Source organism: Paractinoplanes brasiliensis, from assembly GCF_004362215.1.
In the GTDB taxonomy this organism is placed as follows: Bacteria; Actinomycetota; Actinomycetes; order Mycobacteriales; family Micromonosporaceae; genus Actinoplanes; species Actinoplanes brasiliensis.
In genome coordinates this window covers 5916033-5940015 of sequence record NZ_SNWR01000001.1, presented here as the reverse complement: position 1 = coordinate 5940015, position 23983 = coordinate 5916033, and the positions used below count along the sequence as shown (strand labels likewise).

The following is a 23983-nucleotide window of genomic DNA, read 5'->3' as shown; positions in this document are numbered from 1 at the left end:
AATTGACGCGCGAAACCAGACGTCTCGAGGCTATTCGGTAAAGGCGACGGCGGGACAGGGGCGGCACGTCATAAATGATGTGAAGATGATTCACGTACCTGATGACAATTGCCACTGACGCCGTTCGGTGGTGCTTTGCGAGGGTCGATGGGGACGAAGTGAGCCGGAGGGTGCCGATGCCGTCCTCGACCTTGATCAAACGACGCCTCAACGAGCTCGGACTGCGCAGCAAGCTCCGGGCCCGGCCCCGTGTGCAGGGCCGCATTCTGGCGCCTGCCGGGGCGTTCCGGCGGCTGCCCGACACGGCGGGGATCTATTCGCCGTTCTACCACGACGTTCTGCCCGAGTACGCGGACGATCTGCGTCGCCACCTGCTGGCCTTCCGCAAACGCGGGCCGCTGGTGAGCTGGGACGAAGGCCTCTCGATTCTGAGTGGTGCAGAACCTCTGCACGGGCCCGTCTTCTGTTTGTCGTTCGACGACGGGCATGCCAGCTGGCTCGACGTTGTCGTTCCGCTGCTGCGGGAACTCGGCGTGCCGGCGATGTTCTTCCTGACCACGGGCCTGGTCGGGCAGCCGGGCAACCTCAGCTGGGACGACTGCCGCGCGATCTCGGCGGCCGGGTTCGCGTTCGGCTCGCACACCGCGACACATCGGCGGCTGGCCGACCTGTCCGACGGCGAGGCGCGGCGCGAGCTGACGCAGTCCAGGCGCCAGATCGAGGACGAGCTCGGCGTCGAGGTGCGGCACTTCGCTGCCCCGTACGGGCATCCGGCGGTCGACTTCGGACGGCGCGACGTCGAGCTGGCCCGGGAGGCCGGCTACACGAGTTTCGCCAGCACGCTGCGGCCCGCGATGCAGCCGGGCCACTCCCCCATGATGATCCACCGCCAGGGCCTGCACCCGGCCTGGCCGCTCTGGGCTGTGAGGACACGGGTTCATGACTGAGACCAGGATCTGGCTGTCCCCGCCCGACGTCGGCGAGCTGGAACGCAAACTGCTGCTGGAGGCGTTCGACTCGAACTGGGTCGCGCCGGTCGGCCCCGACCTGGACGCGTTCGAGGCGCAGCTGGCCGAGATCGTGGGGGTGCGGCACGCGATCGCGCTGAGCAGCGGCACGGCGGCCCTGCACCTGGCGCTGGCGGCGGCCGGCGTGCGGCGCGGCGACACCGTGCTGGTTCCGTCGTTCACGTTCGCCGCGACCGCGAACGCCGTCATGTATCTGGGCGCCCGCCCGGTCTTCCTGGACAGCACGACGGAGAGCTGGAACGTCGACCCGGGGCTGGTGGCCGAGGAGCTGAAACGGCGCTGCGCCAAGGGCCGCCCGCCGCGCGCGGTCATCGCCGTCGACATGTACGGACAGTGCGCCGACTACGAGCCACTGGTCGACGCGTGCGACCGGTACGGGGTCGCGCTGATCGAGGACGCGGCCGAGGCGCTCGGAGCCTCGTACGGGGGGAAACCGGCGGGGTCGTTCGGGTTGGCCGGCGTGCTCTCGTTCAACGGCAACAAGATCATCACCACCGGCGGGGGCGGCATGCTCGTCACCGACGACGACGGGGTGGCCCGCAAGGCGCGGCACCTGTCGGCCCAGGCCCGCGAGCCGTTCCCGCACTACGAGCACCGCTCCGTCGGCTACAACTACCGGCTCAGCAACCTGCTCGCCGCGGTCGGCCGGGGCAGTTGCAGCGGCTCGACTCGATGATCGCCGCGCGGCGCGAGACCGGTCGCTACTACCGCGCCGCCCTCGGGGACCTGCCCGGGGTGACGTTCATGCCGCTCACCCCGTACGGGGAAACGAACTGGTGGCTGACCTGCCTGCTGATCGACCCCGAACGGTTCGGCGCGAGCCGCGACCGGGTGCTCGAACGGCTCGCCGCCCACGACATCGAGGCGCGGCCCACCTGGAAGCCGATGCACCTGCAACCGGTCTTCCGCGACTGCGTGATGCGCGGCGGGGAGGTCTGCGCCGGCCTGTTCCGCCGCGGGCTGTGCCTGCCGAGCGGTTCAGCGCTGACCGAGCACGACCGGGAACGGGTCACCGCCGCCGTCCGCGCGGTCGCCGCCGAGCACGAAGGGTAGCGGGATGCACATCGTCTACATCCACCAGTACTACTGCAATCCGGGCATGGCCGGGGGCATCCGCTCGTACGAGCAGGCCCGCCGCCTGGTCGCCCGGGGACACACCGTCGACGTGATCACCACCGACATCACCGGCACGAACACCAGGCTCGGCTGGCGGCAGACCGAGGACGACGGCGTACGGGTGCACTGGTTCTCGATCCCCTACAACAACTCAATGTCGTACGCCCGCAGGATCCGCGCGTTCGCCCAGTTCATGGTCGTGGCGACCGCGCGGGCGGCACGGCTGAGGGCCGACCTCGTCTTCGCCACCAGCACCCCCCTCACCGTCGCCGTGCCGGGCGTGCTGGCCGCGAAGCTGCGCCGGGCGCCGTTCGTGTTCGAGGTGCGCGACCTGTGGCCCGAGGTGCCGATCGAGATGGGCGCCCTGCGCAACCCCCTCGCCCGGGCAGCGGCCGGCGCCCTGGCCAACTTCGCCTACCGCAACGCGAGCGAGGTCGTCGCGCTCTCCCCCGGCATGGCGGCCGGTGTCACGAGGAGAAGACCGTCCACCCGTACGACGGTTGTCCCGAACGCGGCCGACATGGAGCTCTTCGACGTCGACCCCGAGGCGGTGCAACGGTTCCGCCGGAAGCACGAGTGGCTGGGTGAGCGGCCGCTGATCGTCTACACCGGAGCACTGGGCGCGGTCAACGGCGTCGATTATCTCGTACGGGCCGCCAAGCGCATGCGTGAGCTCGACCCCGGCATCCGGGTGCTGATCGTCGGGCACGGCAAGGAGTGGGAGCCCACCAAGCGGCTCGCGGCCGAGCTGGGTCTGCTCGACGACACCGTACGGATGTGGGAAAAGGTGCCCAAGTCGGAACTGCCGGTGATCCTGGGCGCCGCGACGATGTCGAGCAGTTTTGTACGGCCGATCCGGGCGCTGTGGGAGAACTCGGCCAACAAGTTCTTCGACGCGCTGGCAGCGGGACGGCCGATCGCCATCAACTACGGCGGGTGGCAGGCCGACCTGCTCGACGAGACCGGCGCGGGGCTGGTGCTCGACCCCGTCGACACCGACGCGGCGGGTTCGTTGCTGGCACGCCGCTGCCGTGACGAGTCGTGGCTGGCGCAGGCCCGCATCGCGGCGCACAAGCTCGCGGTCGAGCAGTTCTCGCGGGACCTGCTCTTCGACCGGTTCGCCGCGGTCCTCGACCGGGCGGCCGAGACAGCGGCCTCCAGCCGGACGGGCGAGACAGCCTCCAGCCGGACGGGCGAGACAGCAACCTCCGGCCGAGCGGCCGAGACCACGGCTGAAGGGGCGTAGGGCGTGGAACTGCGCGAGTACGTAAGGGCGTGCCGCCGTCGATGGGTCTGGCTCGTCGTGCCGGTGTTGCTGGCGGCCGGGGTCGCGGCCGGAATGTCGTTGACCCGGGAACCGGCGTACCGGTCGTCGATGGTCCTGTTCGTCAGCACCGGATCGAGCGACCCGGACACCAAGGCGACCCGGCTCAACTCGTACATCGCGCTGCTCACCGGACCGCGGGTGGCGCAGACCGTGGTGGCCAAGCTCAAGCCGCCGGCCACCGTCGAGGAGGTACGCAAGAGCCTGTCGGCCGAGGTGCAGGCGGGTACGGACCTGCTGGTCGTGACGGCCCGGGACTCGTCGGCCGAGCGCAGCCGCTCGATGGTCACCAACGCCACGGCGGCGCTGGTCGCGCTGGCCAAGAGGCTGGACCCGCCGGGCGCCGCGGGCGGTGACGGACCCCCGCCGCAGATCACCGTGGCCCAGGAGGCGGTCACCGTGGCCGAGCCGGGCAATCTGGTTCGCGATGTGGGTTTCTCGGCCGTGCTCGGACTCCTTGTGGGTGGGGTCGGGGTGGCGGCCCGCGAGGCGGCCCGCAAGACGGTCACCGAGGAGGAAGACCTGCGCCGGCTCGGCATCGGCGCGGTGGGGGTGATCTCACTCGGTGGCCGGTGGGGACGGTCGGAACAGGCGGACTCGGCGCTGGCCGAGGCGTTCCGGCGGTTGCGCAGCCTGCTGCCGTCCGACTTGACCGCCGGCCGCGCGGGCATGAGCGGCGCGGGCGGCACAGGCACGAGCGGCACAGGCACGAGCGGTACGGGCGCGGGCATAGGCGGCGTGGGCATAAGCGGCGCGGGCGGCACAGGCGTGAGCGGCGCGGGCGCGGCCGGCACGGGCATGTACGGCACGGGCGCGGCCGGCACGGGCATGAATGGCACAGGCATGGGCGGCGCAGGCATGAGCAGCGCAGGCATTGGCGGTGCGGACGCGGCTGGGGGCCGGGGTGCCTCGCTGATGATTACCGCGGCGGGACCCAAGGAGGGGACGACCGCGGTGTCGTGCGGGCTGGCTTTGGCGATGGCCGAGACGGGGGCGCGGGTGCTGCTCGTCGATGCCAACCTGCGCTCGCCCGGGGTGGGCCGTTACATGTCGATGACAGGTGGGCCGGGGCTGGCCGAGGTGCTGGCCGGGCGGATCCACGTGAACGACGTGCTGCGCGACCCACTCGGCGGGCGGCTCACCGTGCTGCCGCCGGGCGAGAAGCGGGCCGACCCGGGCGAGGTGCTGGCGTCGCCCCGGCTGGCGGCGACCCTGCGCGAACTGACCGCACGGTTCGACATCGTCATCGTGGACGCACCGCCGGTGCACGGGGTGGCCGACGCCGCCGTGCTGGGCAAGGTGACCGACGGCGCGCTGCTCGTGGTGCGGGCCGGGCGTACCCGCGCCGCCGACGTGCGGCGCTCGGCCGACCTGCTCGAACGGGTCGGCTCCCAGCTGGTCGGCGCGGTGCTCAACGCCCTGCCGCGACGGCTGCCGGACACTCCCGCCCCGGGACCCTCGCGCCCGGCGTTCTCCATGGGCAGCCCGGGACTGATCAACACGCTGCTGGGGGAGCCCGAGGAGCCGCCACCCCCGCCGAACCCGGTCAGCGGCCGGGCCCGCGTCTCCGACGCCGTGGCAACCGTCGACGTGCGGCACTCGGTGATCACGCCCCGGCAGCCGCACAAGGACCCGCACCCGGCAGCCACCCTGGAACGGCCGGAGAACCAAGGGCGTACGGACCAGGGCCCGCGGCGCGCGGATCAGGGCGCGGTACGGACAGAGAAGGGTCCAGGGCGGGCGGATGAGGGCGGGGAGACGCAGCGCATCGTGCCGCCTCAGCCCCGTGCGGGCGCCGACGACGACTCGGCGCGGACTCAGGTGATCATCCCGCCCGAGAAGGTGATGGCGGCGGTCAACGGCGAGGCGGTGTCGCTGAACGGGCACGGCAAGTCCGTCGTACGGGGGCAAGCGACGGTGACGGAGCAGGACGCCGAGGAGACCCGGCAAGGCGACGAGGATGAGTGAGCTGCAGCTCGCCCCGCCCCGGCGACCCGGACCGGCAGCGTGGGCGGGCGCGCAGCTGCGGGAATCGTACGTGCAGCTTTTCGCAGCGCAGTTGCTCACCGGGGGCGTGGCCTTCGTCGCCAACATCCTGATGGTGCGGGCCCTGGCCCCGGCGCATCGGGGTGAGGTCGCGCTGATGCTGCAGGTGGTCTATCTGTCGACGCAGTTCATGTTGCTGGGCACCGAACGCAGCTTCGTGGCGACGTATCACGAGGCTGCTCCGGGGGCCGCCGTCAAGGCGTACGGGAAGCTCTTGATCGTGCCTTGCCTGGTGGGGCTGGTGCTGATGGCGGGCTTCGAGGTCGTGGCGCCCGACCACTACAACCCGGGGCTGCTCGTGGTCGGGCTGATCGCGGCGTACACGCTGGTCGAGGTGGCCGGGCTGGCGACGCGCTCGATCGCGATCGCGGCCGGGCGGGTGGGCGACTTCCTGGTCTGCCGGGTGGTCGAGGCGTTCCTGCTGCTGGCCCTGCTCGCGGTTCTCTACACGGCGAACACCACCACGCCGGCGCTGTGGATCGTGGCGTACCTGATCGCCGGGCTGGTGCCGACGGCCGTCTACGTCGTCCTCTGGCTGCGACGCCCGGGCGCGCCGCTGGCCGATCACAACCGGGCCGTACGGAGGGAAGGTCTTTCGCTGTTCCCCGCGGCGATCTCGAACATGGCCATGCTGCGGTCGGACCGGCTGGCCCTGCCCGCGCTGGCGTCGACGTCGGCGCTCGGCATCTACACCGCCGTGGCCACGATGACCGAGCTGCTGGCCTGGCCGGTGCGGGCGTACGCGGACGCGAAGCTCGGCAAGTGGCGCAAGGAGCACAACGACGGCGGCCTGCCGACCCGGCCCATCCTGCTCGCGGTGGCCGCGTACTGCCTGGTCGTGGCGCCGATCGCGGCGGGTGGTCTCTATCTGCTCATCGTCCCGGTCTTCGGCCACGAGTACGCCCAGGCCAAGTCGGTCGTGGTGCCGCTGGTGGCCGCCGCCGGCCTGTACGCGATCTCGCGCGTCACGCTCGGCCTGCTGATCGCCAAGGGCCGCGGCAGCCTGGTGTCGGCGGCCGAGATCACCGGTTTCGTCGTCAGCTTCGCCGCGTACCTGCTGCTGATCCCGCCGTTCGGCATCCTCGGCGCGGCCTACGGTTCGCTGATCGGGTACGGCTCGTGCCTGCTGTTCGCGCTGGCCGCCAACCGGCTGACGGGTGACCGGGCATGACCGTCTTCCTGGCGCCGGGCCTGGTGCTGATCCTGGTGGCGATCGGCGGCCGGTTCACGCTCGACCGGGCCGGATACCCCGACCTGGCCTGGGTCGACCTGCGGGTGATCGGGTTGCTGGTGGCGCTGGCCGTGCTGATCGTCGACCTCGCGCGCCGGCCCCGCACGGCGGTCGCCACTGAGCGGCGGGAGGGCTGGCTCGTCGCCACCGTGCTGTTCTTCCTGTTCCAGATCGCCTCGGGGTTGTGGGCGCCGGAGGCCTCGCGGGTCGGGCCGCAGACGGTCGACCTGCTGCTGCTGGCAGCGCTGGTCGTCGCCTTCTACCTGTACGCCGTGGGTGACCCCGAGAAGGTGGTGCGTACGGCGTTCCTGCTGTTCTACCTGGCCGCGATCGTGTTCGCGCTGGCCGCCCTGTTCGTCAACGGCCCCGGCGAACAGGGCCGGTACTCGGCGTTCGGCGGCGGCCCCAACGTCTTCGTACGCATCGAGATCCTCGGCATCATCAGCGCGATCGCCCTGGCCATGTTCCACCGGCGCCTGTGGCCGCTGCTCGCCACTCCCCTGTTCGGCCTGGCCGCGGTGCTTTCCGGCTCGCGCGCCGGCCTGCTCGCGGGCGCGGCAGTGGGGGCCGTCGCGCTGTTCAAGATCCGCCGCCGGTTGCATCCGGGCGCGGTCGCCGGCGCGCTGGTCTTCGTGGTGGCCGCGGTCGCCACCATCGGGGTGTTCGCGCCGCCCGCCTTCACCAGCCTGTTCCAGGAGCGGTTCGTCGAGCAGACCGTGCAGGAACGTTACCTCTCCGACCGTACGGACATCTGGGCCGCGGCCTGGCAACTCGCGGTCGACCACCCGATCGCCGGGGCCGGGCTGGACGGCTTCTACGGGCTGGTCGGCGTCAACCAGTTCGTCGAGTACCCGCACAACTACGTGCTGGGGGTGGCGGCCGAGGGCGGGCTGATCGGCATCGGGTTGCTCACCGCGGCCGTGCTGTTGTGGACCACCACCGTACGCGGGGGCGGGCGCCGGCCGCAGCTCACCGGCCTGGCCGTGGCGGCGGCCGCCTTTGTGGGGTTGAGCAGCCTGTTCTCCGGTGACTACTACGACTCCCGGCTGGCGTGGTTGTTCGCCGCGCTGGCGGCCGCGGCCGCGGTGGTGCCCGCCCCGGCCCGGGACCACGAGCAGGTGAACGCGTGAACCCCCGGGTGGGCCGGCGGGCCTTGCTGCTGGCCGGACTCGGTTCGGTGGCGGCGGCGTGCGACGCCGGCGGGGACGACGTGTCCGGCGCGCTCAGCCCGCTGCCGGCCGAGCCGGACGGGCCGGTGGCCGGGCTCAAACCGGTCAGCTACTGGGCCGGGGTCTTCCTGCGGTCGTGGGACTACCAGACCCGTACGGCTCTGCCGATGACCCGGTCGGCGGACAGCTGGGACCACTACAACGTCTCGTACACGGTGGACGCGCTGGTGGCGATGTTCCGGGCCACCGGCGAGCGGCGCTACCTCGATCGGGCCCTGCAGTACACCGAGAACGTCGTCGCCGCGGCCCGCCCCCGCCGCGGCGGCTACCTCGGGTGGGTCTCGGCGCGGCAGGACGGCGACGAGGTGCCGCTCTACGAGAGCTACTTCTGGCGGTACGGGACAGCGCTGCTGCTCGCCCTCCGCGAAAACCCCTCCGCGTACGCCGACCGGGGTTACCGCGCACGATACGACCGGCTGCTGTCGTTCGCCGAGAAACACGTCTTCGAGAAGTGGTTCTCTCGCGGGCCCGGCGAAACCATCTATCGCGAACGCACCCACATGACCGCGCACTGGGGGCTGATCGCGCTCAACCTGGCCCGCTGCACCGCCGACAACGGCCGCCGGGCGCGGTACACGACGGTGATCGCCGACGTCGACCAGCACGTTCCCGGGTACTCCGGCGGGCTCAAGCAGCAGATGCGGCGCAACCCGGCCGAGCCCACCGCGTACTTCTGGAGCGACGTGTGGGGTTCAGCCCAACGGCCGGGGCAGGACGTCAGCCATGGCAACGGGGTCATGGCGTACGTGGTGGAGGCCCGCGACCGCGGCGCCACCTGGACGAAGGCCGACATGGCAGCTTTCTCCCGGCTGCTGACCCGGGTCGTCTGGCCCGGGAGCACCACCTATCGGGCCTTTGTGGACGGAACCGGGGCCGACAACGGCTGGTTCTCCGACGGTTTCGTCAAGCTCGGCCGCCACGACGCGGCAGTGCAGCAACGGCTCGAAAGTCACCAGGTCGTCAACGACCAGTTCGCCGCCAACATGGCGCTCAACGCCCGCTTTCAAGGAGAACCAAGATGACCGCAGCCCTCGTGGGACCCGCCGCCCGGGAATGGAAGGAGGCCCTGCACCGGACCCGGCACGACACCTACCACCTGCCCGGATACGTCACCCTGGACGCGGCGTTGTGCTCCGGCACCCCGGCCGCCTTCTGGTACACCGACGGCGGCCGGCACCTGCTGCTGCCCCTGATCCTGCGCGAGATCCCCGGCACCGGGCTGAGAGACGCCCTTTCCCCGTACGGGTATCCGGGGCCGGTCAGCGACGCCATGCCGGGCGACCGTGACTTCTGGGAGCGCGCCTGCGTCGCGATGCTGCAGACACTCCGCGATGAAGGGGTGGTCACCGCGTTCGTCCGCATGCACCCGCTGCTGCCGGCCCCGTACGAACTTCTCCGCCGCTTCGGCACGCTCGTGCACCACGGCGAGACCGTCTCGATGGACCTCACGCTCAGCGTCGACGAGATGTGGCGGCAGACCCGCAGCGACCACCGCAACCACATCAACCGGGCGCGGCGGGCCGGCACCGAGGTGGTCTTCGACGACTGGGACCGGCTCGGCGAATGGGTCGAGGTCTACCACGACAACATGCGCCGGGTCGGGGCGAGCGAGTACTACTTCTTCACCCGCGAACACCTGGCGGCCATGCACGACGCGATGGGCGACCGGATGCACCTGGCCGTCGCGCTCGAGGACGGCGAGGTGGTTGGCGGCAACACGTTCTTCGAGCACCACGGCATCGCCACGGGTTACGTGTCCTCGACGCGGCGGGCGCCCAAGCGGTACGCCGACGAGCTGCTCTACGACGAGGTGCGGCGCTGGTGCAAGGCGCGCGGCGACACCGTCTTCCACCTCGGCGGGGGCAAGGGCGGGGCGCGGGACTCGCTGTTCACGTACAAGGCCGGGTTCTCGCCCCGGGAGCATCCGTTCCACACCTGGCGCATCGTCGCGGACCGGCCCGCGTACGAGGAACTGGTCTTCGCCCTGGGCCGGGAGACCGATGAGGGCGGCACGTTCCCGTCCTACCGTTAGGAGACGCCATGCGGATCACCTGTGTCGGCGGTGGGCCCGCCGGACTGTACTTCGCGGTGCTGGCCAAGCTGGCCGACCCCGCGCGCTCGGTCACCGTGCTGGAACGAAACCCGCCGGGGGTCACGTACGGGTGGGGGGTGGTCTTCTGGGACGACCTGTTGGACGACCTTTTCGCGTACGACCCGGTCAGCGCGCGGCGGATCTGGGAAGCGGCCTGCCAGTGGGACGAGTACGAGGTGCGGGCCACCGGCAAGGACGTGACGTACCTGGCGGGGTACGGCTTCAGCCTGGGCCGCCACAGACTGCTCGCGATCCTGTCGGAGCGTGCCGAAGAACTGGGCGTCGACGTGCGCTACTCCGAGCCCGTCAGCCACCCTGTGCGCCACCGGCATGCCCCTACGCCACCCACCCTTCCCCATAGCGACATTTCCGATTTGCCGGGCGGCCGGGCGCGGAACGCCGAGCTGGCGGACGCGGACCTGATCGTTGCCTGTGACGGGGCGGGCAGTCAGCTGCGCAACGCCGACGCCGCCCACTTCGGCACCGAGATCTCGACCGGCGCCAACAAGTACATCTGGCTCGGCACCCCGCACGTCTTCCGCACGTTCACGTTCGGCTTCGAAAAGACGCACGCCGGCTGGATCTGGTACCACGCCTACCCGTTCGACGACGAGACCAGCACGTTCATCGTCGAATGCACGCCCGCCGTCTGGTCGGCGCTCGAACTCGACCGGCTCGACGCCGCGGCCGGCTGCGCGCGGCTGGAAAGCATCTTCGCCGCGCACCTCGACGGGCAGCCGCTGATCAATCGCTCGAGCGGCTGGCTGAACTTCCGCCGCGTCACCAACCAGCGCTGGGACAACGGCAACGTGGTGCTGATGGGCGACGCCGCGCACACCACCCATTTCGCCATCGGATCCGGCACCAAACTCGCCATGCAGGACGCGATGGAGCTGGCTGACAGCCTCACCACAGGGGGACCCCTCGCCCCCGCCCTGGAACGCTACGAACATCGCCGCCGCGCCGCGCTCGCGCCGCTGCAACGGGCCGCCCGCGCCAGCAGCGAATGGTTCGAGCGGATGCCCGAATACGCGGATCTGCCGTCGATCCGCTTCTCGTACGCGTTGTCCGACCGCCGCGGCGAGTATCCATTGTGGCGGTACCTGCTGCACGTGAGCACCCAGCGCTCGGTGCCGAGGGCGATGCTGCGCTCGGCCCTGAACGCCCGCCGACGGAACCGGGCCCGGCGCCGCCCCGCTGCCGAACCCCGGATCCCCCAACTCACCGGAGGTTGACCATGGCCGATGCCGCACTGCTGTCACCCCAGGACCCGGCATGGACGGAGGCGCTCGACCGGGTCCGGCACGACATCTACCACATCCCCGAGTACGTGCGGCTCGACGCCGGCCTGACCGGCGCCACTGCGACGGCCTACCGCTACGACGAGGCGGGACGCGTCTTCTTGCTTCCCCTGCTGTTACGGCCGGTGCCCGACACCGACCTTCAGGACGCGATTTCCCCGTACGGGTACCCAGGCCCCGTGGGCAGCCAGGACGCTGCTTTCTGGTCGCGCGCGGCCGCCGCGATGACCGACCTGCTCGCCGCCGAGGGGGTGATCACCGCCTTCGCGCGGCTCCATCCGCTGATCCCCGGCTGCCAAGAGGCACTGGCCGATTCGGGCACGCTGGTGCACCACGGCGAGACCGTGTCGATCGACCTGACCCTGAGCCCCGACGAACTGTGGTCCCAGACCCACCGCAGCCACCGCAACCAGATCAACAAGGCCAAGCGGGCCGGCGTCGAGATCGTCTTCGACCGCTGGGACCTGTTCGACGACTGGATCAAGACCTACCACGCCACCATGCGCCGCGTCGGAGCCACCGACTTCTACTTCTTCGGCGCCGACCACTTCCACAGCCTCCGCGCCGCGCTCGACGGCCATGTCCACCTCGCCGTGGCCGTGGCCGACGGCCGGATTCTGGGCGGCAACCTGTTCTTCGAGTACGCCGGCATGATGCACACCCACCTGCAGTCCACCGCCGACGGCCCGGTGCTGTACGCCGACAAGCTGCTCTACCACGAGGTACGCCTGTGGGGCCGCGCCCGCGGCAACACGACCTACCACCTGGGTGGGGGCGTGGGCGGCTCGGCCGACTCGCTGTTCCGCTACAAGTCCCAGTTCGCTTCCGGCCGCCGGCAGTTCCACACCTGGCGGGTGGTCATCGACCGCTGCAACTTCGAGAAGCTGGCCGGCCCTTTGACACCGGAATCGATGACCGGCCGGTTCCCGCCCTACCGCTGATCTCCCCGTACGCCGATGTTGTCCGCACGCCGCTGTTTTCCACGCCGCACACCGCTGATTCCCGTACGCTGTGCCCGCCGGCCCGCCCCGGCGGGCACGTACGATGCCGGCGTGCCCGTCATCGCCCTCCGAGGCCTACCGCACGCCAGGCGGTAGTCCCTGTTCCCTATCGCCAGCGGCGGCGGTAGTCGCGGCGGGCGGAACGGGCCCACTGGCGGCGGACCGGGGTTCTCATCTCACCGGCCCGGCTGAAGTCCCGCTGCCAGATCCGGCGGCGGGGAGCGGGCAGCGGCCGGGGCTTCGGGAAGTCGAACGCCGTTCTCCGGAGGATCCACGCGCCGTTCCAGGCGTAGCTGCGTGCTGACTCAAAAGCGATCACTGCTGAGGTACCCATCTGCTGCGACAGTTCCGAGCGGAGGCAACGCTCCGCGAAGGTTGTCCGCGCACGACGACCCACGCGAGGGTCAATCCCCACGCTCGCCGGTCAGTGCGTGACGCCCGGCGCGGCAAATGCCGCGCGGTCGACGTTGTCAGCAGCGGTACAACGGCCCATCCCCCTTCGTGCGCGGACCCGCAGTCCCGCCGCCGACGTTAACAGCGCGCCCCGGGAACGCCCACCCGATTTACGCATCCTCCATATCGGACGTGGCGTGCTTTCTCACTGCCCACCTTCGGGCGGCTGCAGCTGCGGATCGACGTTCAGCGCCAGATCCCACAGCGCCTCGCGGAGCGCCCGCATGCGGCGGGCGCCCAGGACGGCCTGCCAGTCGGCCTCGATCCGTGCTTCCTCGGCCATGGCGACGGGCAGCCCGCCCCGGCCGCGTGCCGTCAGCCGGATCAGTCGTGCTCGCCCGTCGGTGGGATCCGGCGCCCGCTCCACGTAACCTGCCGCCTCAAGGCCGTTGACCAGGGCGAGAGCGGTTTGCTTGGGAATCCGGGCGCGGTCGGCCAGCACAACCAGCCGCGTGCCCTCCAGGTCGATGCCGGCCAGCAGGCGGGCCTGGGCCCGGGTCAGGTCCGTGTAGCCCGCCTCGGCCAGCGCGGCGAGGATGCGGTCCTCGGCGGCCCGGAAACCGATGAACATCAACCAGCCGGACGCGATCTCGCGTTCCACCCCGCACCTTCCGGGTAGTCCCGATCAAGACCAGATATTAGTACCATACTCGTACTAGTTCTCGTCCGGCGAAGGGATTCGGCCCATGGACGACACCGAGGTCTGGTCGGCCGTCGACCGGCGACGCCGCGCCGTCATCGACCTTCTGAAAAATCTGGCCCCCGACGAGTGGGACACCCCGTCGCTGTGCCCGGGCTGGACGGTCGGGGACGTCGCCGCGCACCTGACGATGCCGCTGCTGACCCTGCGGCAGTTCGCGCTGCTCGCCATGCGGCATCCCGGCGGCACCAACCACCTCATCCGGGAAGCCTCGATCGACCTCGCCCGGCGCCACGACCGCGAGCAACTCCTGCAAAGGCTCGACCTGCTGGTGGGGCGGCACCGCCCGGTCCCCGGCCTGACCTGCCGCGAGGCGCTCATCGACGCCATCGGCCACACCTTCGACATGGCGATCCCGCTGGGCCGTGAGATCGACGTCCCCGCCGTCGAGGTCGCCGAGGCAGCCGACCGAGTCGTCTCCTACCGAGGCCGTGGCAACGCGAAAGTCTTCCGCAGGCTGCCGCTGACCACCTACCGCCTCACCGCCACCGACCACGCCTGGTCGACCGGCGACGGCGCATCGGTAACCGGCACCATGACCGACCTGTTCCTCCTGCTCACCGGCCGCGTCGTCCGGGTCGGCCACTTGCACGGCCCCGGGGCGGACCACCTCCGGCGGGCCCTCGCCACCTGAAGAAAATTCATGCGCTTCGACGCCGACACGCTGGCTCACCCGAACAGGTGCACCACGCCCTGACGGACCTCACTCCGGAGCGGCTGCGCACCTGGAACCGGACCCTCGACCCGAAGACCTACGAGCTGCGGGAACACGGTCCCACCTGGGCGGTCGCCCGGGAAAGCACCCCTCGGTCCCCGTTCTGGGTTGTCGCCCGCTACGACTGGTCCGACCCGTCCGTGGTCCGCTGGACCATAGTCGAGAGCAGTTACGCGGGAGGCGGCCAAGGCTTCGTCCGGATCACCACACTCACCGGCCGCGGCAGCCGGTTGCACGCCGAATGGAACCACACCGACCCACGCCGGCAGAAGTTCCAGCTCCTTCTGTTGCGGCTCGCCCCCAACCGGCTCTTCGCGCGCATGTGGGCGGCCGCGCTCGACCGACACGCCCTGGCCCAAAACACATAAGCCCCCAGCGGCGGCCCTTCTCCCAGCCGGCAGACCGTCCAGGCTCGTTGGGCGTGGCCGAGTCCCCAGGCCGGAGCCCGAGCATGGTTTTCGCCTATCGCATACTGGTGGCTTGAGTAGGCTTGATCAACTGGATGCCGTCCGGTTTTCGTACGACAGCGCGGCGTCCAACTACTCCGCTCTTGTCCTTGAGGACCTGTCGAAGCAGCCGGTGCAGGAAGGACTTCTGGCCATCTTCGCCAAGCTGGCCGCCGGCGGACGGGTCGCGGATGTGGGATCCGGACCCGGACAGCTGACCGCCTTCCTGCACTCTCCGGGCCTCAACGTCTTCGGCATCGATCTTTCGCCCAAGATGGTTGAGCAGGCCAGGACGAACTTTCCCGGGATCCCGTTCGAGGTCGGCTCGATGGACGAACTGACGCAGGCCGACCGCAGCCTGTCGGGCGTTCTCGCGTGGCTGTAGATCATCCATGTGCCGGACCGGGAACTTCCGCAAGTGCTCCGGGAGTTTCACCGGGTGCTGGTTCCTGAGGCACCGGTCCTGCTGGCCTTTCAGATGGGTGACGGGTCGAAGCACCTCACTGAGCAGTGGGGTACCGACATCGATCTCACCCTGTATCGCCGACGACCCGATGCGGTGAACGAAATGCTGGCTGAGGCAGGTTTCCACGTGGTGATGACCACGGTCTACGAACCAGTCGGCCGGCCGGGTGTGCAGGTCGCGTGCATCATCGCCCTCCGGACGTGACGGATCACCCGAGCGCCGGATGCCGCGTAAGGGGTCCATCGGCACAAGCCCAGATGTCCGTTCCGACCGGGGGTTACAGGTGACCAGTGGTGATGCCTCGTTGCAGACGGGCTCGCATACAAGCGGGCGCCGGGGTGACCGCGCACGGGCACAGAACGCTCCACCAGCCGTGCGTGGTCACGCCCGGCCCCGACGTCCACCGCAACAACAAAGACCAACCCACCAATAGGCAAGCGGTCAGCGGCGACCGAACTCGTTGGCGAGAACCCCGCGCGTGACAGCCTCGCCGAGCCGGTCGCCCTGCACAGCCGCGCCACGGTAGTGGACCCCAGCCCAGACCCGCGCCCCGATCAGCTCGGCCCGAGCCGAGGACAGGCTGTCGTAATGCCGGGTTGTGCCCGACTCGGCGCTGTAGGCGCTGAACGACAGATCGTCGCGGCCGAAGAACTCCCGCAGCGCGGTCATGATCGATGACGTGTAGCAGGCGTGCCCGGAGGGCCACTCCGGCGACGGCGCGGTGACGCGCAGCGGCGTCCAGGCCGGATCGGCGGTGGTACTCGGGTTGCCGTCGATGTCCGCCAGCGGGATCGCCGTCACCGGACGCCAGAAGCTCCAGTGCCGCTTCTGCCGGTAGCAGGAGATCATCGTGTCGGCCGTGGACACGTCGACCATCGCCAGCATGCGCGCCGTCTGCAGCGGGCTCAGCCGGTGCTCGGCGGCCAGGCCACGCTTGATGTACCACTCCACCTGGCGGTAGTCGTCCCACCACGTCGCCGCTTCGGTCTGGTCCTGCGTGCGGGTGATGCTGGCAGCCTCACCGAGCGCCTTGACCTCGTTGAGCTGGCGCGCGTAGGCGGCGCTGGTCAGGGCCGGTGGTCCGGGCACGCGGTAGGCCGCGGGGTCAAGGACGAACGGCTTGAGGAAGGCGTACCAGGCGCCGGCCTGGACGAATCCCGGCGGGGTGAGGCGATATGCCCCGGGGACGGTGCCGACCGGCCAGGTCGCGTCGGTGAACGCGCCGTCGTCGCGGCGGGCCGCGGTCATGGCCGCCGCCGCGGCCTCGCCGACCCTGATGCCGTTGCGCTTCGCGCTGCCGTCGGGGACCGCGGCGAGCGCTTCGTCATGCTGCGCACGGAGCGCGTCGGCCTGAGCCGGGAAGAGCGAGAGGAGTACGCGGTGAGCCGCGGTCGCCACGGCCGCGGGAATGGAGTCGCCGCGGCGGGCAGGCGGAGCGACCAGATACGGCTCGTACGGGGTGCCGGCGATCGCGTTGACCGCGTCATACACGGCGCCCTGCACCATGGCGAAGCTGCGGACGCCCGCAGTGGGCGACTGGCGTGCGACCTCGTAGATGGCGGTCTGGGCGTGGACGTTCCAGGCGAGCACGACGTTGGGCGGGGTAGGCGACTGTGCCGGCGCCGCGGCGGGCGTCAGGACGGTCGACGCCAGCGCGGCCACGACCGCCGCGCCGAGCAGTCTGCTGAGGCGAACACGATGTGCCATGGAATCCCCCGGTGGCTGAATCGGTGCCGGTTCACACAACCGGGCCCAGCATCCAACTTCATCGATGCTCGGGGCAACGTTCTGACAGAAATCCGGTGCAACTTCGAGAAACTGGCCGGCCCTTTGACACCGGAATCGATGACCGGCCGGTTCCCGCCCTACCCATGATCTCCCGTACGCCGTACCCGCCGGCCCGTCCCGGCGGGTACGTACGATCCTGGTGTACCCGCCATGGTCGACGGCCGGACGGTGTTCGTTCACTCCGATCACAGGGCGGAGCTGTCCGTCGCTCTGGCTTCCGCTGGGGTGGCCGTCCGTAAGCGGCCTGACCCGTGGGTCGATCTGCTCGAGCCTTTCTCGACAACACGTATGACGAGGTCACCCGGGAGCGGTGTGAGGGTCGGCTGCACGGCTGGGGTTTCACGGATGAGGAGGCTGGTGTGCGCGTGCTCTCTACGATGGACTACGTCGCTCGGCATCCGGTGAGAGGCGGTCGATGGTGGGCTTCTTCTGGCTCTTCGTGCTCGCAACTGCCGTCGTGCTGGGTGCGCTGGTCGGGCTGGCCTTTCTGAATCCGATCGCCGGTGCGGTGGTTGCCTTGCCTGCCCTGGCATTGCCGTTCGTGGTGCCGGCGTCGCGGGAACGCCGCGACCGCCGGCGGGCGGTGGCGGGTGCCCGCGCCTGGCTGCGCGCAAGGCCCGACCCGTTGATGCTGGCCTTCGCGATCGGTGGACCCGATCGGGTCACTGACGTGATCCTCGCAGATCTTGTCCGGCATGAACGGCTCAGCATTACCGACGGCGTTCTGCACCGCAGCGGCGGCGATTCAAACGCCACCGAATTCCCGGAATGGGCCCGGCCGCTGACCGCCGCCGTGCTCACCGAGGCGGAACGGCCCATCGCGGTCCAGGACGTGCGTGAGACGGTGCACAAGCACCCGGTGACAACCGAATTGTGGGAGCGGGTTGCCGCGGACGGGATGATTCGCAGCCCGTATGCCCGGGGCCGGCAGCAGACCTGGATCTCCAGCTGGTTGATCGCGTCCGCGCTCGGGTCGTTGGCCGTCGTTATCAACGGCTTGGCCGCTTTGCAGGAGGACATCCCGGATGCCGTCTGGATGGCATTGAGCGTGCTGTTCGTGGTCACGACGGTGGCGTCGCCGTTCGTCGTGCTTTACCTCTACAACGTCGACAGGGGCGGATCAGCGGATACGGCCCCGACCCGCGCACCCCGGCTGGGCTGCGCCTGGCCGAACTGGCCGCCGCCGAGCAGTGGGCGTCGACCGGCAGCTATCCGGCAGCACTGGCCAGTGACGGTCGTTGGGAGTTGGAGATGATTCCCGACGACCTGGGTGTCACGGGCGGCCCCGACAAGGTGCGCGGCCAGGTCGACGAAGTGAAGTCCATCGCTGACGACCTGGGTCTCAGGGGCGGCGGCATGTGAGCGCGACGGCGAGAGATTGAATCCACCCGAGCCCGAGCTGATGAACAAAACGCAGGTCAGGTACGAACCGAGAGTGGATGACCTGCTGCTCAAAGGCCTCCTGGCCAGTCCGACCGTTACTACCTCGATGATTCGTCGGGGTCAGGATCCGTTACGGAACCGGCGGTGAAGGCAGGAGGACGCGGCGCCCTTCAATCGCTGACCGGCAGACGCGACAATGGGCTCGGCGGCGGGAGCCCCAGGCGGGTTACGGTCACCCTTGAGGACGGGGACAACGTTGTCCCGAATCGCGGTGATCAGGTCGGCAGCCACGTCATCGCTCGGGAATCCTGCCCAGAGCGACCACCAGTGGTCGCAGCCATGGTGGCTGATCGAACCGAGGCGGGCGGTCCAGCCGGAGCGCGACGCCACGCTGACGTTGGCAGTGAACTTCACGCCCATCCACGTATTACCCTGCGACTGCTGAAACGTGATCGTTCCCGGGTGCTTCGAGGTCTGCAGGGTGAACCGGCGCCCCGAGCCGGTGAAACCGAGCCGCCGCAATTCCGGTACCACCGTCGTCCGCATCATCCGTACGTAGCCCTCCCTGGCCGACGGACCGTTCTGCGACCCAAAGCCCACTTCGACGACCCCGGTAACTTTGTCCACCCGCGCGCCGAACTCCCCGAGGTGAGTTCCCGGCTTACCCGCTACCGCCCGCCATACCGGACCACCGCCGGCCACGGCTTTGACCCGCAAGCCCTCATCCGGCCCGTACAGCGTGTCCAGCCAGTTCTGGACGGCCACCGAAGCCGCCTCCGCCGAGTCGATCACCTCCGGCATTGTGCCGTCCCAGATCAACCACACCAACGACACTCACGACCGGGCGCGCCCACCTGCTGCGCTCGTTTGCGGTTGTGCACGCCGGCGCGCGCAGTCCGTGGTTGTCAGTTTGATCCCGGTCGGTGTGCCGGGTCTTCGCAGCGTCCGGGGCATCTGCGGACCTTCGTTCGGACGGCCTATGATCGCGTCCGGCCACGCCGGAACAAACTCCGGCGTGGCTCTTTCGTCCGTCAGCCGATGATGCGGGTTTTCGGGGTGTCGCCGGGCAGGCCGCCGCTGTCGCCTTCGAAAAGCGGGACGGGGGTGGTGGCAACTTCAGACCCGTTTTCCCCGTACGCGGTCACGTGCGCTTCCTGTGCCGGAGGAACCGAGGCCATGGCGGCGCCGGTCGGGTCGGGGGTCAGTTCCACCGGTGCTGCTGTGCCCTGTTGCAGGGTCAAGCGGGTCGCGCCAGGCGGAGCCACCACGATGACGCGGTCGGTGCGGTCGTCGCTGCCGTCGGCACGCATCCGCCACGCCAGGGGCCGCCGTTCGGCGTTCGCCGCCGGTAGCAGCAGGCGCAGGTCCTGGCGGTACGAGTCTCCGGTGCCGTGGAACGCGTACGCGAGCACGCCGCCCCCGCGAGGCTGGATGGTCAGCAGCGCGGCCGGCTGTCCGTTGACCTGGCCGGTCCAGCGGACAGTGAGCGCCGTATCGGCGGAGGGGAGCCGGGCGTCCTGCAGTGCGCTGTTCGCCCAGCGGGTCATCGTGGCCCGGTCGAAGGTCCGGCCGGTCAGCGCCCTGGTCACGGTGGCCGCGGGGAACTCGTCGGGGCGGTAGTCGGAGTTGCTCGCCCAGCCGCCGCCGACGGTGCCGGAGTAGAGGACGTCCGCGCCGGACGTGACGGTGACTTTGGTGTCGGTGGGCGCGGGTGCGGGCGGCATCACCAGCTCGGCCAGCCCGGTGCCGGCCGCCTGCACCTCGTCGGGTTCGTGGTCGATGCGGCCCTCGGCGCTGTACTTGAAGCCCTCGCTGATCGCGACGGTGGAGCCGTGCGGCGCGACCACGACGAGCACGCCCGGCGCGTCGGCACTGCGCTGTGAGTAGGTCACCACGGTTTCGCCGCCGTCGACGCGGCCGCTCTCGACCAGTTCGGCGGCCGGGTCCCCGGCGTTGCCGTCGTACCAGATCAGCGCCTGGTCCTCGAGGAAGCCGAAACGCAGGGGGACCAGCGCCAGGACGAGCCTGCGGTCGCCGACGTCGGCGGCGTACACGAATCGGATCTTGCTGCGGTCGGCGATCCGCCAGGTCTCGCCCGGGTCCTCGACGTCCTTGAAGTGGCGGCGCACGTCCTCGAGGAAAGCCTTGTCGCCGGCCAGCGACCCGCGGGTCGGGCCCTGGTCGAGCACGGTGGTGAAACCGGCAACGGTGATGCCGGGCGCCCAGCCGGGCAGCGGGATGACCCCGGCCTGCACACCGGCGGCGCCGGCCAGTACGGCGGCGACCCCGGCGGCGGCCATGCGACGCCTTGTGCGGTGGCGGCGTTCGCGGCGTTCGAAGCCGGGCCACGGGTTGTCGAGCGCGCCGAGAGCGTCGGCCTCGGCCGCGAGCGCGTCCTTCAGGGTGGTCTCGGTGTTCATGCGCGCGTCCTCTTCTCGGCGGAGGCGGTCGAGGAAACAGCGGTCGGCGGACCGACGGACGGGGAACCAGCGGCCGAGCGGCCGGCGGCTGGAGGAACGGCGGGGTCCAGGTGCTCGCGCAGCCGGTCGAGGCCGCGGGAGGCCTGGCTCTTGACGGTGCCCACCGAGCAGCCGAGCGTCTCGGCGATCTCGGCCTCGCTCAGGTCGCCGAAGTAGCGTAGGACCAGCACCGCGCGCATGCGTGTGGGCAGGGTGCGCAGCGCGGCGACGACCTGCTGCCGGTGCTCGATCGAGCCGTACGGGTCGGCTACGGGACCGTCCGTGGCCAGCAGCGGGACCTCGCTGACCCGTCGGCGGCGGCGCCACGACGTCGCGGTGTTGACCATGGCCCGGCGTACGTAGGCGACCGGCGCCTCCATCCGCGAGACGCGTACCCATTTGCGATGGGTCTTCTCCAGGGCCGCCTGGACGAGGTCCTCGGCGTAGCCGCGGTCGCCGGTCAGCAGGTAGGCCAGCCGCACCAGCGGCGCCCACTGCTGCTCGACGAACGCGCGGAAGCCGTCGTCCGGCGGTGCGTGTGATGACATGTGTAGCTAACGCCGCCCGGTATCGAAAAGGTTGATTCCCAGCCTAGAGGGCGCGCGACGCCGGTCACATTCCCCTCATATCACCATCAGGCGGGCGACTCGCCGCTAACGTCGAAGGTGGAAGTAACCGTGCGTGACGAGAGAAGATCTAACGTTGTACGAGTGGCTGGTTGTCGCCGCAGGCCTCGCTCTGTGCGCGCTGACCGCGGCGTTGCTGCGCCGTCACGTCCGTCCCGCTGTTCACTCCGGCTACCGGGCCGTGCACGCGCGGGTGCGGCCGCACCTGCCCGAACGCATGCGCCGCTGGGCCCGCTGGGTGCTCGACCGGACAGACGGCGCCGGCGTACGGGCCGTGGTGGTGTCCGCGGTCGCCGCCGGCATCGCGTGGTCCGCCGCCACGATGCTGGAACTGGCGGGCCCGGTGATCGCGGCGATCTCCGCGACCCTGTCGGTGCAGATCAGCTCGCACGCCTCGGTCCGGGAGGGCGCGCAACGCCTCATCGCCACGGTGGCCGCCATCGCCGCGGCGGTCGGGGTGTGGCACTTCTTCGGGCTGCACTGGTGGTCGATCGCCTTGATCGCCGGCTGCGGGCTGGCCGTCGGCCGGCTGCTGCGGCTGGGTGACGGCGCCGTCGCGGTGCCGGCCACCTCGCTGGGCATCCTGGTCGCCGGCAGCACCGTCACCGAGACGTTCATGTGGCAGCGCGTGGCGACGACGGCGCTCGGCATCGTCGTCGGCGCGATCCTTTCCCCGCTGGTCGGCGGGGAGACCCCGATCGAACGGGCCCGCGACCGGCTCGCCCACGTCTCCGCCGAGATCGCGTTGCTGCTCGGCGACCTCGGCGCCGGCGCCCGGGGCGGATACACCCGTGACGAGGCCGCCGGCTGGCTGGCCCAGTCCCGCGACCTGCGCGAGGACCTGGCCGAGGCGGTCTCCGCGGTCGACGACCTGAGCAAGCAGGCCCGGTGGTCGCTGACCACCCCGGTGGCCCAGGTCGTCCCGCTGCAGCAGACGCTGCGCGCCCTCGAACACGGCGTCCACCAGGTCAACTCGGTGGCGCGTTCGATGTTCGACGCGATCGCGACACCGATGACCGCCGCCGTGCCGCAGCAGATCGGGCACGTGCTCACGACGGCGGCCGAGGCCTTCGCCGCGCACGCCGACCTGGTGTCGGACCCGAACGCCGACGCCACCAAGGACGCCGGTCACCTCGACGACCTGCTGGCCCACCTGCGCGAGGCCCCCCGGCGCACGCTGCGGACCGTGCGCAGCGAGTTCGCCGACACCGGCGTACTGGTGCTCACCGGTTCGATCATGAACGACGTCGACCGGATGGCCGGGACGCTGGCCCGTTCGGCCCCTGCGCTCGAGGTGGGCGAGACCCCGCCGGAGCCGGGGATCCCGGCGGTTTCCGAGGTGCTGCCCGCCGTTCGCCGCCTGCTCGACCGGCGGCGCGACGGAACGTCGGTCTGAAAGGCGCAGCCGCGGCGCGACGAAAGCTGCGGCGCGACGAAACAGCGACGGCTCGACCAAAGGCGCGGCACAGCGACGGCGCGACCAGAAGCGCGGCACAGCGACGGCGCGACCAAAAGCACGAAACAGCGACGGCGCGACCGAAAGCGCGGCACAGCGACGGCGCGACCAAGAGCGCGAAACAGCGGCGGTGCGGCGAAAACGCGGCACGGCGGCGATGCGACCAAACACGGAGTCCGCCGTCCGCTTCGGACGATCACGTGATCATTTCCGCGGATTTCGGGCGAATCGCCGACTGTCCGATCAGGAGATCCGGTCAACTTGGGTCATTTGATCGGCTAGGCATGTCGCCAGTGTGTGACGGAGACGTTACGGTGAGATGGCGCCGGGGCGCGTGTGACCGGTGGCGCAAGCGTGTCGTGAGCAGGCCGGACGGAGATTTCTCGACGTGCCCGCCCATCCACCGACGTGAGCACGACGAATAGACAAGCAGGAGTACACAGGAACAAAGCTTTCCGGGGTGCCTGCCGGACACGGTCCGGGCACGGGTGCTGGCGTCCATCGGCGAGGTGATGTGGTGATCCGGGTTGCGGTGGCCAGAGACGAAGGCTATTTCGGCGTCCCCGTTCGTGCCCTGCTCGAGTCGAACCCCGACATGCATTTCATCGGCACGCTCCCGTTCGGCAACAACCTGCCGCGGGTGGCGTCCGAGATGTGGCCGTCCGTGATCGTGATCGACACGGAGTACATGGTGAGCCAGGTGCTGCCCGTGGCCAACGCGGTGCGCTCGGCCAACCCCTCGTGCGCGCTGCTGCTGCTCTGCGATCCCAGCAAGCGGGGCATGCTCCCGCCCCGGCACCGGTCCGGTCCGCTCAACTTCCTGCCCAAGGACGCGTCGGCGGCCCTGCTGGCGGATTCCGTGCGCCGTCTCGCCGGCGGCGAACGGGTGGTCTCGGCCCGGTTGCAGACGGCCTCCCTGCTCACCGACAAGGGCCTGACCACGCGCGAACTCGAGGTGCTGGGGCTCGCCGCCGAGGGTGAGCCGGTCAAGGAGATCGCCCGCAAGCTGTTCCTGTCCGGTGGCACCGTCCGCAACTACCTGTCGGCGATCATCGCCAAGACCGGGGCCCGCAACCGTCTCGACGCGATCCGGATCGCCCGTAAGGACGGCTGGCTCCGCTGA

General features: G+C 70.4%; 24 protein-coding genes. 18 read left to right on the top strand and 6 right to left on the bottom strand.

All coding sequences use genetic code 11. The annotated features are described in order from the left end of the window. The first annotated feature begins 176 nt into the window (after window positions 1-176). From C8E87_RS27020 to C8E87_RS26975, 11 genes are read left to right on the top strand one after another with little or no spacing between them, the layout of a single operon-like run. Window positions 177-947, top strand: a complete 771-nt coding sequence (locus tag C8E87_RS27020) for a polysaccharide deacetylase family protein (protein ID WP_133875690.1) — start codon at window positions 177-179, stop codon at window positions 945-947. Beyond that, window positions 940-1704, top strand: a complete 765-nt coding sequence (locus C8E87_RS27015; protein ID WP_279536864.1) for an aminotransferase class I/II-fold pyridoxal phosphate-dependent enzyme — start codon at window positions 940-942, stop codon at window positions 1702-1704. Before C8E87_RS27020 ends, C8E87_RS27015 begins: the two co-directional genes overlap by 8 nt. Beyond that, the gene (locus tag C8E87_RS46440; protein WP_279536863.1) at window positions 1701-2081 is read left to right on the top strand and encodes a DegT/DnrJ/EryC1/StrS family aminotransferase; all 381 of its coding nucleotides are present in this window, start codon (window positions 1701-1703) and stop codon (window positions 2079-2081) included. The genes C8E87_RS27015 and C8E87_RS46440 overlap by 4 nt, the downstream gene beginning before the upstream one ends. A 4-nt stretch (window positions 2082-2085) precedes the next feature. Next, window positions 2086-3390: a glycosyltransferase family 4 protein gene (locus C8E87_RS27010; protein WP_133875689.1), complete on the top strand. Its 1305-nt coding sequence runs from the start codon at window positions 2086-2088 to the stop codon at window positions 3388-3390. Window positions 3391-3393: 3 nt separating this feature from the next. Beyond that, window positions 3394-5436 (top strand): tyrosine-protein kinase domain-containing protein, encoded by a 2043-nt coding sequence (locus C8E87_RS27005; RefSeq protein ID WP_133875688.1) that lies wholly within the window; start codon window positions 3394-3396, stop codon window positions 5434-5436. Further along, complete coding sequence (locus tag C8E87_RS27000) at window positions 5429-6685, top strand: lipopolysaccharide biosynthesis protein (RefSeq protein ID WP_133875687.1); 1257 nt, start codon at window positions 5429-5431, stop codon at window positions 6683-6685. Before C8E87_RS27005 ends, C8E87_RS27000 begins: the two co-directional genes overlap by 8 nt. Continuing rightward, window positions 6682-7875 carry an O-antigen ligase family protein gene (locus C8E87_RS26995; protein WP_133875686.1) on the top strand — a complete coding sequence of 398 codons (1194 nt, stop codon included), beginning with the start codon at window positions 6682-6684 and terminating at the stop codon, window positions 7873-7875. Before C8E87_RS27000 ends, C8E87_RS26995 begins: the two co-directional genes overlap by 4 nt. After that, on the top strand, window positions 7872-8996 hold the full coding sequence (locus C8E87_RS26990) for a hypothetical protein (RefSeq protein ID WP_133875685.1): 1125 nt from the start codon (window positions 7872-7874) through the stop codon (window positions 8994-8996). Before C8E87_RS26995 ends, C8E87_RS26990 begins: the two co-directional genes overlap by 4 nt. Continuing rightward, window positions 8993-10006 carry a GNAT family N-acetyltransferase gene (locus C8E87_RS26985; protein WP_133875684.1) on the top strand — a complete coding sequence of 338 codons (1014 nt, stop codon included), beginning with the start codon at window positions 8993-8995 and terminating at the stop codon, window positions 10004-10006. Before C8E87_RS26990 ends, C8E87_RS26985 begins: the two co-directional genes overlap by 4 nt. Window positions 10007-10014: 8 nt before the next feature. Then, window positions 10015-11301 carry an FAD-dependent monooxygenase gene (locus tag C8E87_RS26980; protein ID WP_133875683.1) on the top strand — a complete coding sequence of 429 codons (1287 nt, stop codon included), beginning with the start codon at window positions 10015-10017 and terminating at the stop codon, window positions 11299-11301. Window positions 11302-11303: 2 nt separating this feature from the next. Further along, window positions 11304-12308, top strand: coding sequence for a GNAT family N-acetyltransferase (locus C8E87_RS26975; RefSeq protein WP_133875682.1), 1005 nt, complete (start codon window positions 11304-11306; stop codon window positions 12306-12308). Between the two features lie 166 nt (window positions 12309-12474). Here C8E87_RS26975 and C8E87_RS26970 read toward each other — a convergent pair whose 3' ends face one another. Then, window positions 12475-12702 (bottom strand): hypothetical protein, encoded by a 228-nt coding sequence (locus tag C8E87_RS26970; RefSeq protein WP_133875681.1) that lies wholly within the window; start codon window positions 12700-12702, stop codon window positions 12475-12477. Between the two features lie 264 nt (window positions 12703-12966). Continuing rightward, on the bottom strand, window positions 12967-13422 hold the full coding sequence (locus tag C8E87_RS26965) for a MarR family winged helix-turn-helix transcriptional regulator (protein WP_203720510.1): 456 nt from the start codon (window positions 13420-13422) through the stop codon (window positions 12967-12969). A gap of 85 nt (window positions 13423-13507) precedes the next feature. Here C8E87_RS26965 and C8E87_RS26960 point away from each other — a divergent pair, with 85 nt between their 5' ends. The 4 genes from C8E87_RS26960 to C8E87_RS26945 all read left to right on the top strand — a co-directional run bounded on the left by C8E87_RS26960 (window position 13508) and on the right by C8E87_RS26945 (window position 15352). Continuing rightward, window positions 13508-14155, top strand: coding sequence for a maleylpyruvate isomerase family mycothiol-dependent enzyme (locus C8E87_RS26960; protein ID WP_133875680.1), 648 nt, complete (start codon window positions 13508-13510; stop codon window positions 14153-14155). 47 nt (window positions 14156-14202) lie between these two features. Further along, window positions 14203-14604, top strand: coding sequence for a hypothetical protein (locus C8E87_RS26955; protein ID WP_133875679.1), 402 nt, complete (start codon window positions 14203-14205; stop codon window positions 14602-14604). 112 nt (window positions 14605-14716) lie between these two features. Then, window positions 14717-15067, top strand: coding sequence for a class I SAM-dependent methyltransferase (locus C8E87_RS26950; RefSeq protein WP_133875678.1), 351 nt, complete (start codon window positions 14717-14719; stop codon window positions 15065-15067). A gap of 54 nt (window positions 15068-15121) precedes the next feature. Further along, complete coding sequence (locus tag C8E87_RS26945) at window positions 15122-15352, top strand: hypothetical protein (RefSeq protein WP_133875677.1); 231 nt, start codon at window positions 15122-15124, stop codon at window positions 15350-15352. Window positions 15353-15589: 237 nt separating this feature from the next. On the opposite strand, the gene C8E87_RS26940 is transcribed toward C8E87_RS26945, so the two are convergent. Beyond that, window positions 15590-16855 carry a vanadium-dependent haloperoxidase gene (locus C8E87_RS26940; protein WP_133875676.1) on the bottom strand — a complete coding sequence of 422 codons (1266 nt, stop codon included), beginning with the start codon at window positions 16853-16855 and terminating at the stop codon, window positions 15590-15592. A 496-nt stretch (window positions 16856-17351) separates the two neighbouring features. Between C8E87_RS26940 and C8E87_RS26935 the strand changes: the two genes are divergently transcribed. Further along, window positions 17352-18191, top strand: coding sequence for a DUF2207 domain-containing protein (locus C8E87_RS26935; RefSeq protein ID WP_133875675.1), 840 nt, complete (start codon window positions 17352-17354; stop codon window positions 18189-18191). A 248-nt stretch (window positions 18192-18439) separates the two neighbouring features. On the opposite strand, the gene C8E87_RS26930 is transcribed toward C8E87_RS26935, so the two are convergent. The 3 genes from C8E87_RS26930 to C8E87_RS26920 all read right to left on the bottom strand — a co-directional run bounded on the left by C8E87_RS26930 (window position 18440) and on the right by C8E87_RS26920 (window position 21326). Further along, a complete protein-coding gene (locus C8E87_RS26930; RefSeq protein ID WP_166661247.1) occupies window positions 18440-19111 on the bottom strand; it encodes a DUF4304 domain-containing protein in 672 nt (223 codons plus the stop codon). Between the two features lie 239 nt (window positions 19112-19350). After that, a complete protein-coding gene (locus C8E87_RS26925) occupies window positions 19351-20739 on the bottom strand; it encodes a hypothetical protein (RefSeq protein WP_133875673.1) in 1389 nt (462 codons plus the stop codon). Further along, window positions 20736-21326 carry a SigE family RNA polymerase sigma factor gene (locus C8E87_RS26920; RefSeq protein WP_133875672.1) on the bottom strand — a complete coding sequence of 197 codons (591 nt, stop codon included), beginning with the start codon at window positions 21324-21326 and terminating at the stop codon, window positions 20736-20738. Before C8E87_RS26920 ends, C8E87_RS26925 begins: the two co-directional genes overlap by 4 nt. Before the next feature lie 133 nt (window positions 21327-21459). Between C8E87_RS26920 and C8E87_RS26915 the strand changes: the two genes are divergently transcribed. Together C8E87_RS26915 and C8E87_RS26910 are read left to right on the top strand one after the other, a co-directional pair. Then, on the top strand, window positions 21460-22800 hold the full coding sequence (locus C8E87_RS26915; RefSeq protein ID WP_239079991.1) for an FUSC family protein: 1341 nt from the start codon (window positions 21460-21462) through the stop codon (window positions 22798-22800). A gap of 577 nt (window positions 22801-23377) precedes the next feature. Continuing rightward, entirely contained in the window at window positions 23378-23983 is a 606-nt protein-coding gene (locus C8E87_RS26910; protein WP_133875671.1) for a response regulator transcription factor, read from the top strand.

Bases quoted from the DNA above. Each gene is read 5' to 3' on its own strand.
- C8E87_RS27020 (WP_133875690.1), top strand. From the start codon at position 177: ATGCCGTCCTCGACCTTGATCAAACGACGCCTCAACGAGCTCGGACTG.
- C8E87_RS27015 (WP_279536864.1), top strand. From the start codon at position 940: ATGACTGAGACCAGGATCTGGCTGTCCCCGCCCGACGTCGGCGAGCTG.
- C8E87_RS46440 (WP_279536863.1), top strand. From the start codon at position 1,701: ATGATCGCCGCGCGGCGCGAGACCGGTCGCTACTACCGCGCCGCCCTC.
- C8E87_RS27010 (WP_133875689.1), top strand. From the start codon at position 2,086: ATGCACATCGTCTACATCCACCAGTACTACTGCAATCCGGGCATGGCC.
- C8E87_RS27000 (WP_133875687.1), top strand. From the start codon at position 5,429: ATGAGTGAGCTGCAGCTCGCCCCGCCCCGGCGACCCGGACCGGCAGCG.
- C8E87_RS26995 (WP_133875686.1), top strand. From the start codon at position 6,682: ATGACCGTCTTCCTGGCGCCGGGCCTGGTGCTGATCCTGGTGGCGATC.
- C8E87_RS26985 (WP_133875684.1), top strand. From the start codon at position 8,993: ATGACCGCAGCCCTCGTGGGACCCGCCGCCCGGGAATGGAAGGAGGCC.
- C8E87_RS26980 (WP_133875683.1), top strand. From the start codon at position 10,015: ATGCGGATCACCTGTGTCGGCGGTGGGCCCGCCGGACTGTACTTCGCG.
- C8E87_RS26975 (WP_133875682.1), top strand. From the start codon at position 11,304: ATGGCCGATGCCGCACTGCTGTCACCCCAGGACCCGGCATGGACGGAG.
- C8E87_RS26970 (WP_133875681.1), bottom strand. From the start codon at position 12,702: ATGGGTACCTCAGCAGTGATCGCTTTTGAGTCAGCACGCAGCTACGCC.
- C8E87_RS26960 (WP_133875680.1), top strand. From the start codon at position 13,508: ATGGACGACACCGAGGTCTGGTCGGCCGTCGACCGGCGACGCCGCGCC.
- C8E87_RS26940 (WP_133875676.1), bottom strand. From the start codon at position 16,855: ATGGCACATCGTGTTCGCCTCAGCAGACTGCTCGGCGCGGCGGTCGTG.
- C8E87_RS26935 (WP_133875675.1), top strand. From the start codon at position 17,352: ATGGTGGGCTTCTTCTGGCTCTTCGTGCTCGCAACTGCCGTCGTGCTG.
- C8E87_RS26925 (WP_133875673.1), bottom strand. From the start codon at position 20,739: ATGAACACCGAGACCACCCTGAAGGACGCGCTCGCGGCCGAGGCCGAC.
- C8E87_RS26920 (WP_133875672.1), bottom strand. From the start codon at position 21,326: ATGTCATCACACGCACCGCCGGACGACGGCTTCCGCGCGTTCGTCGAG.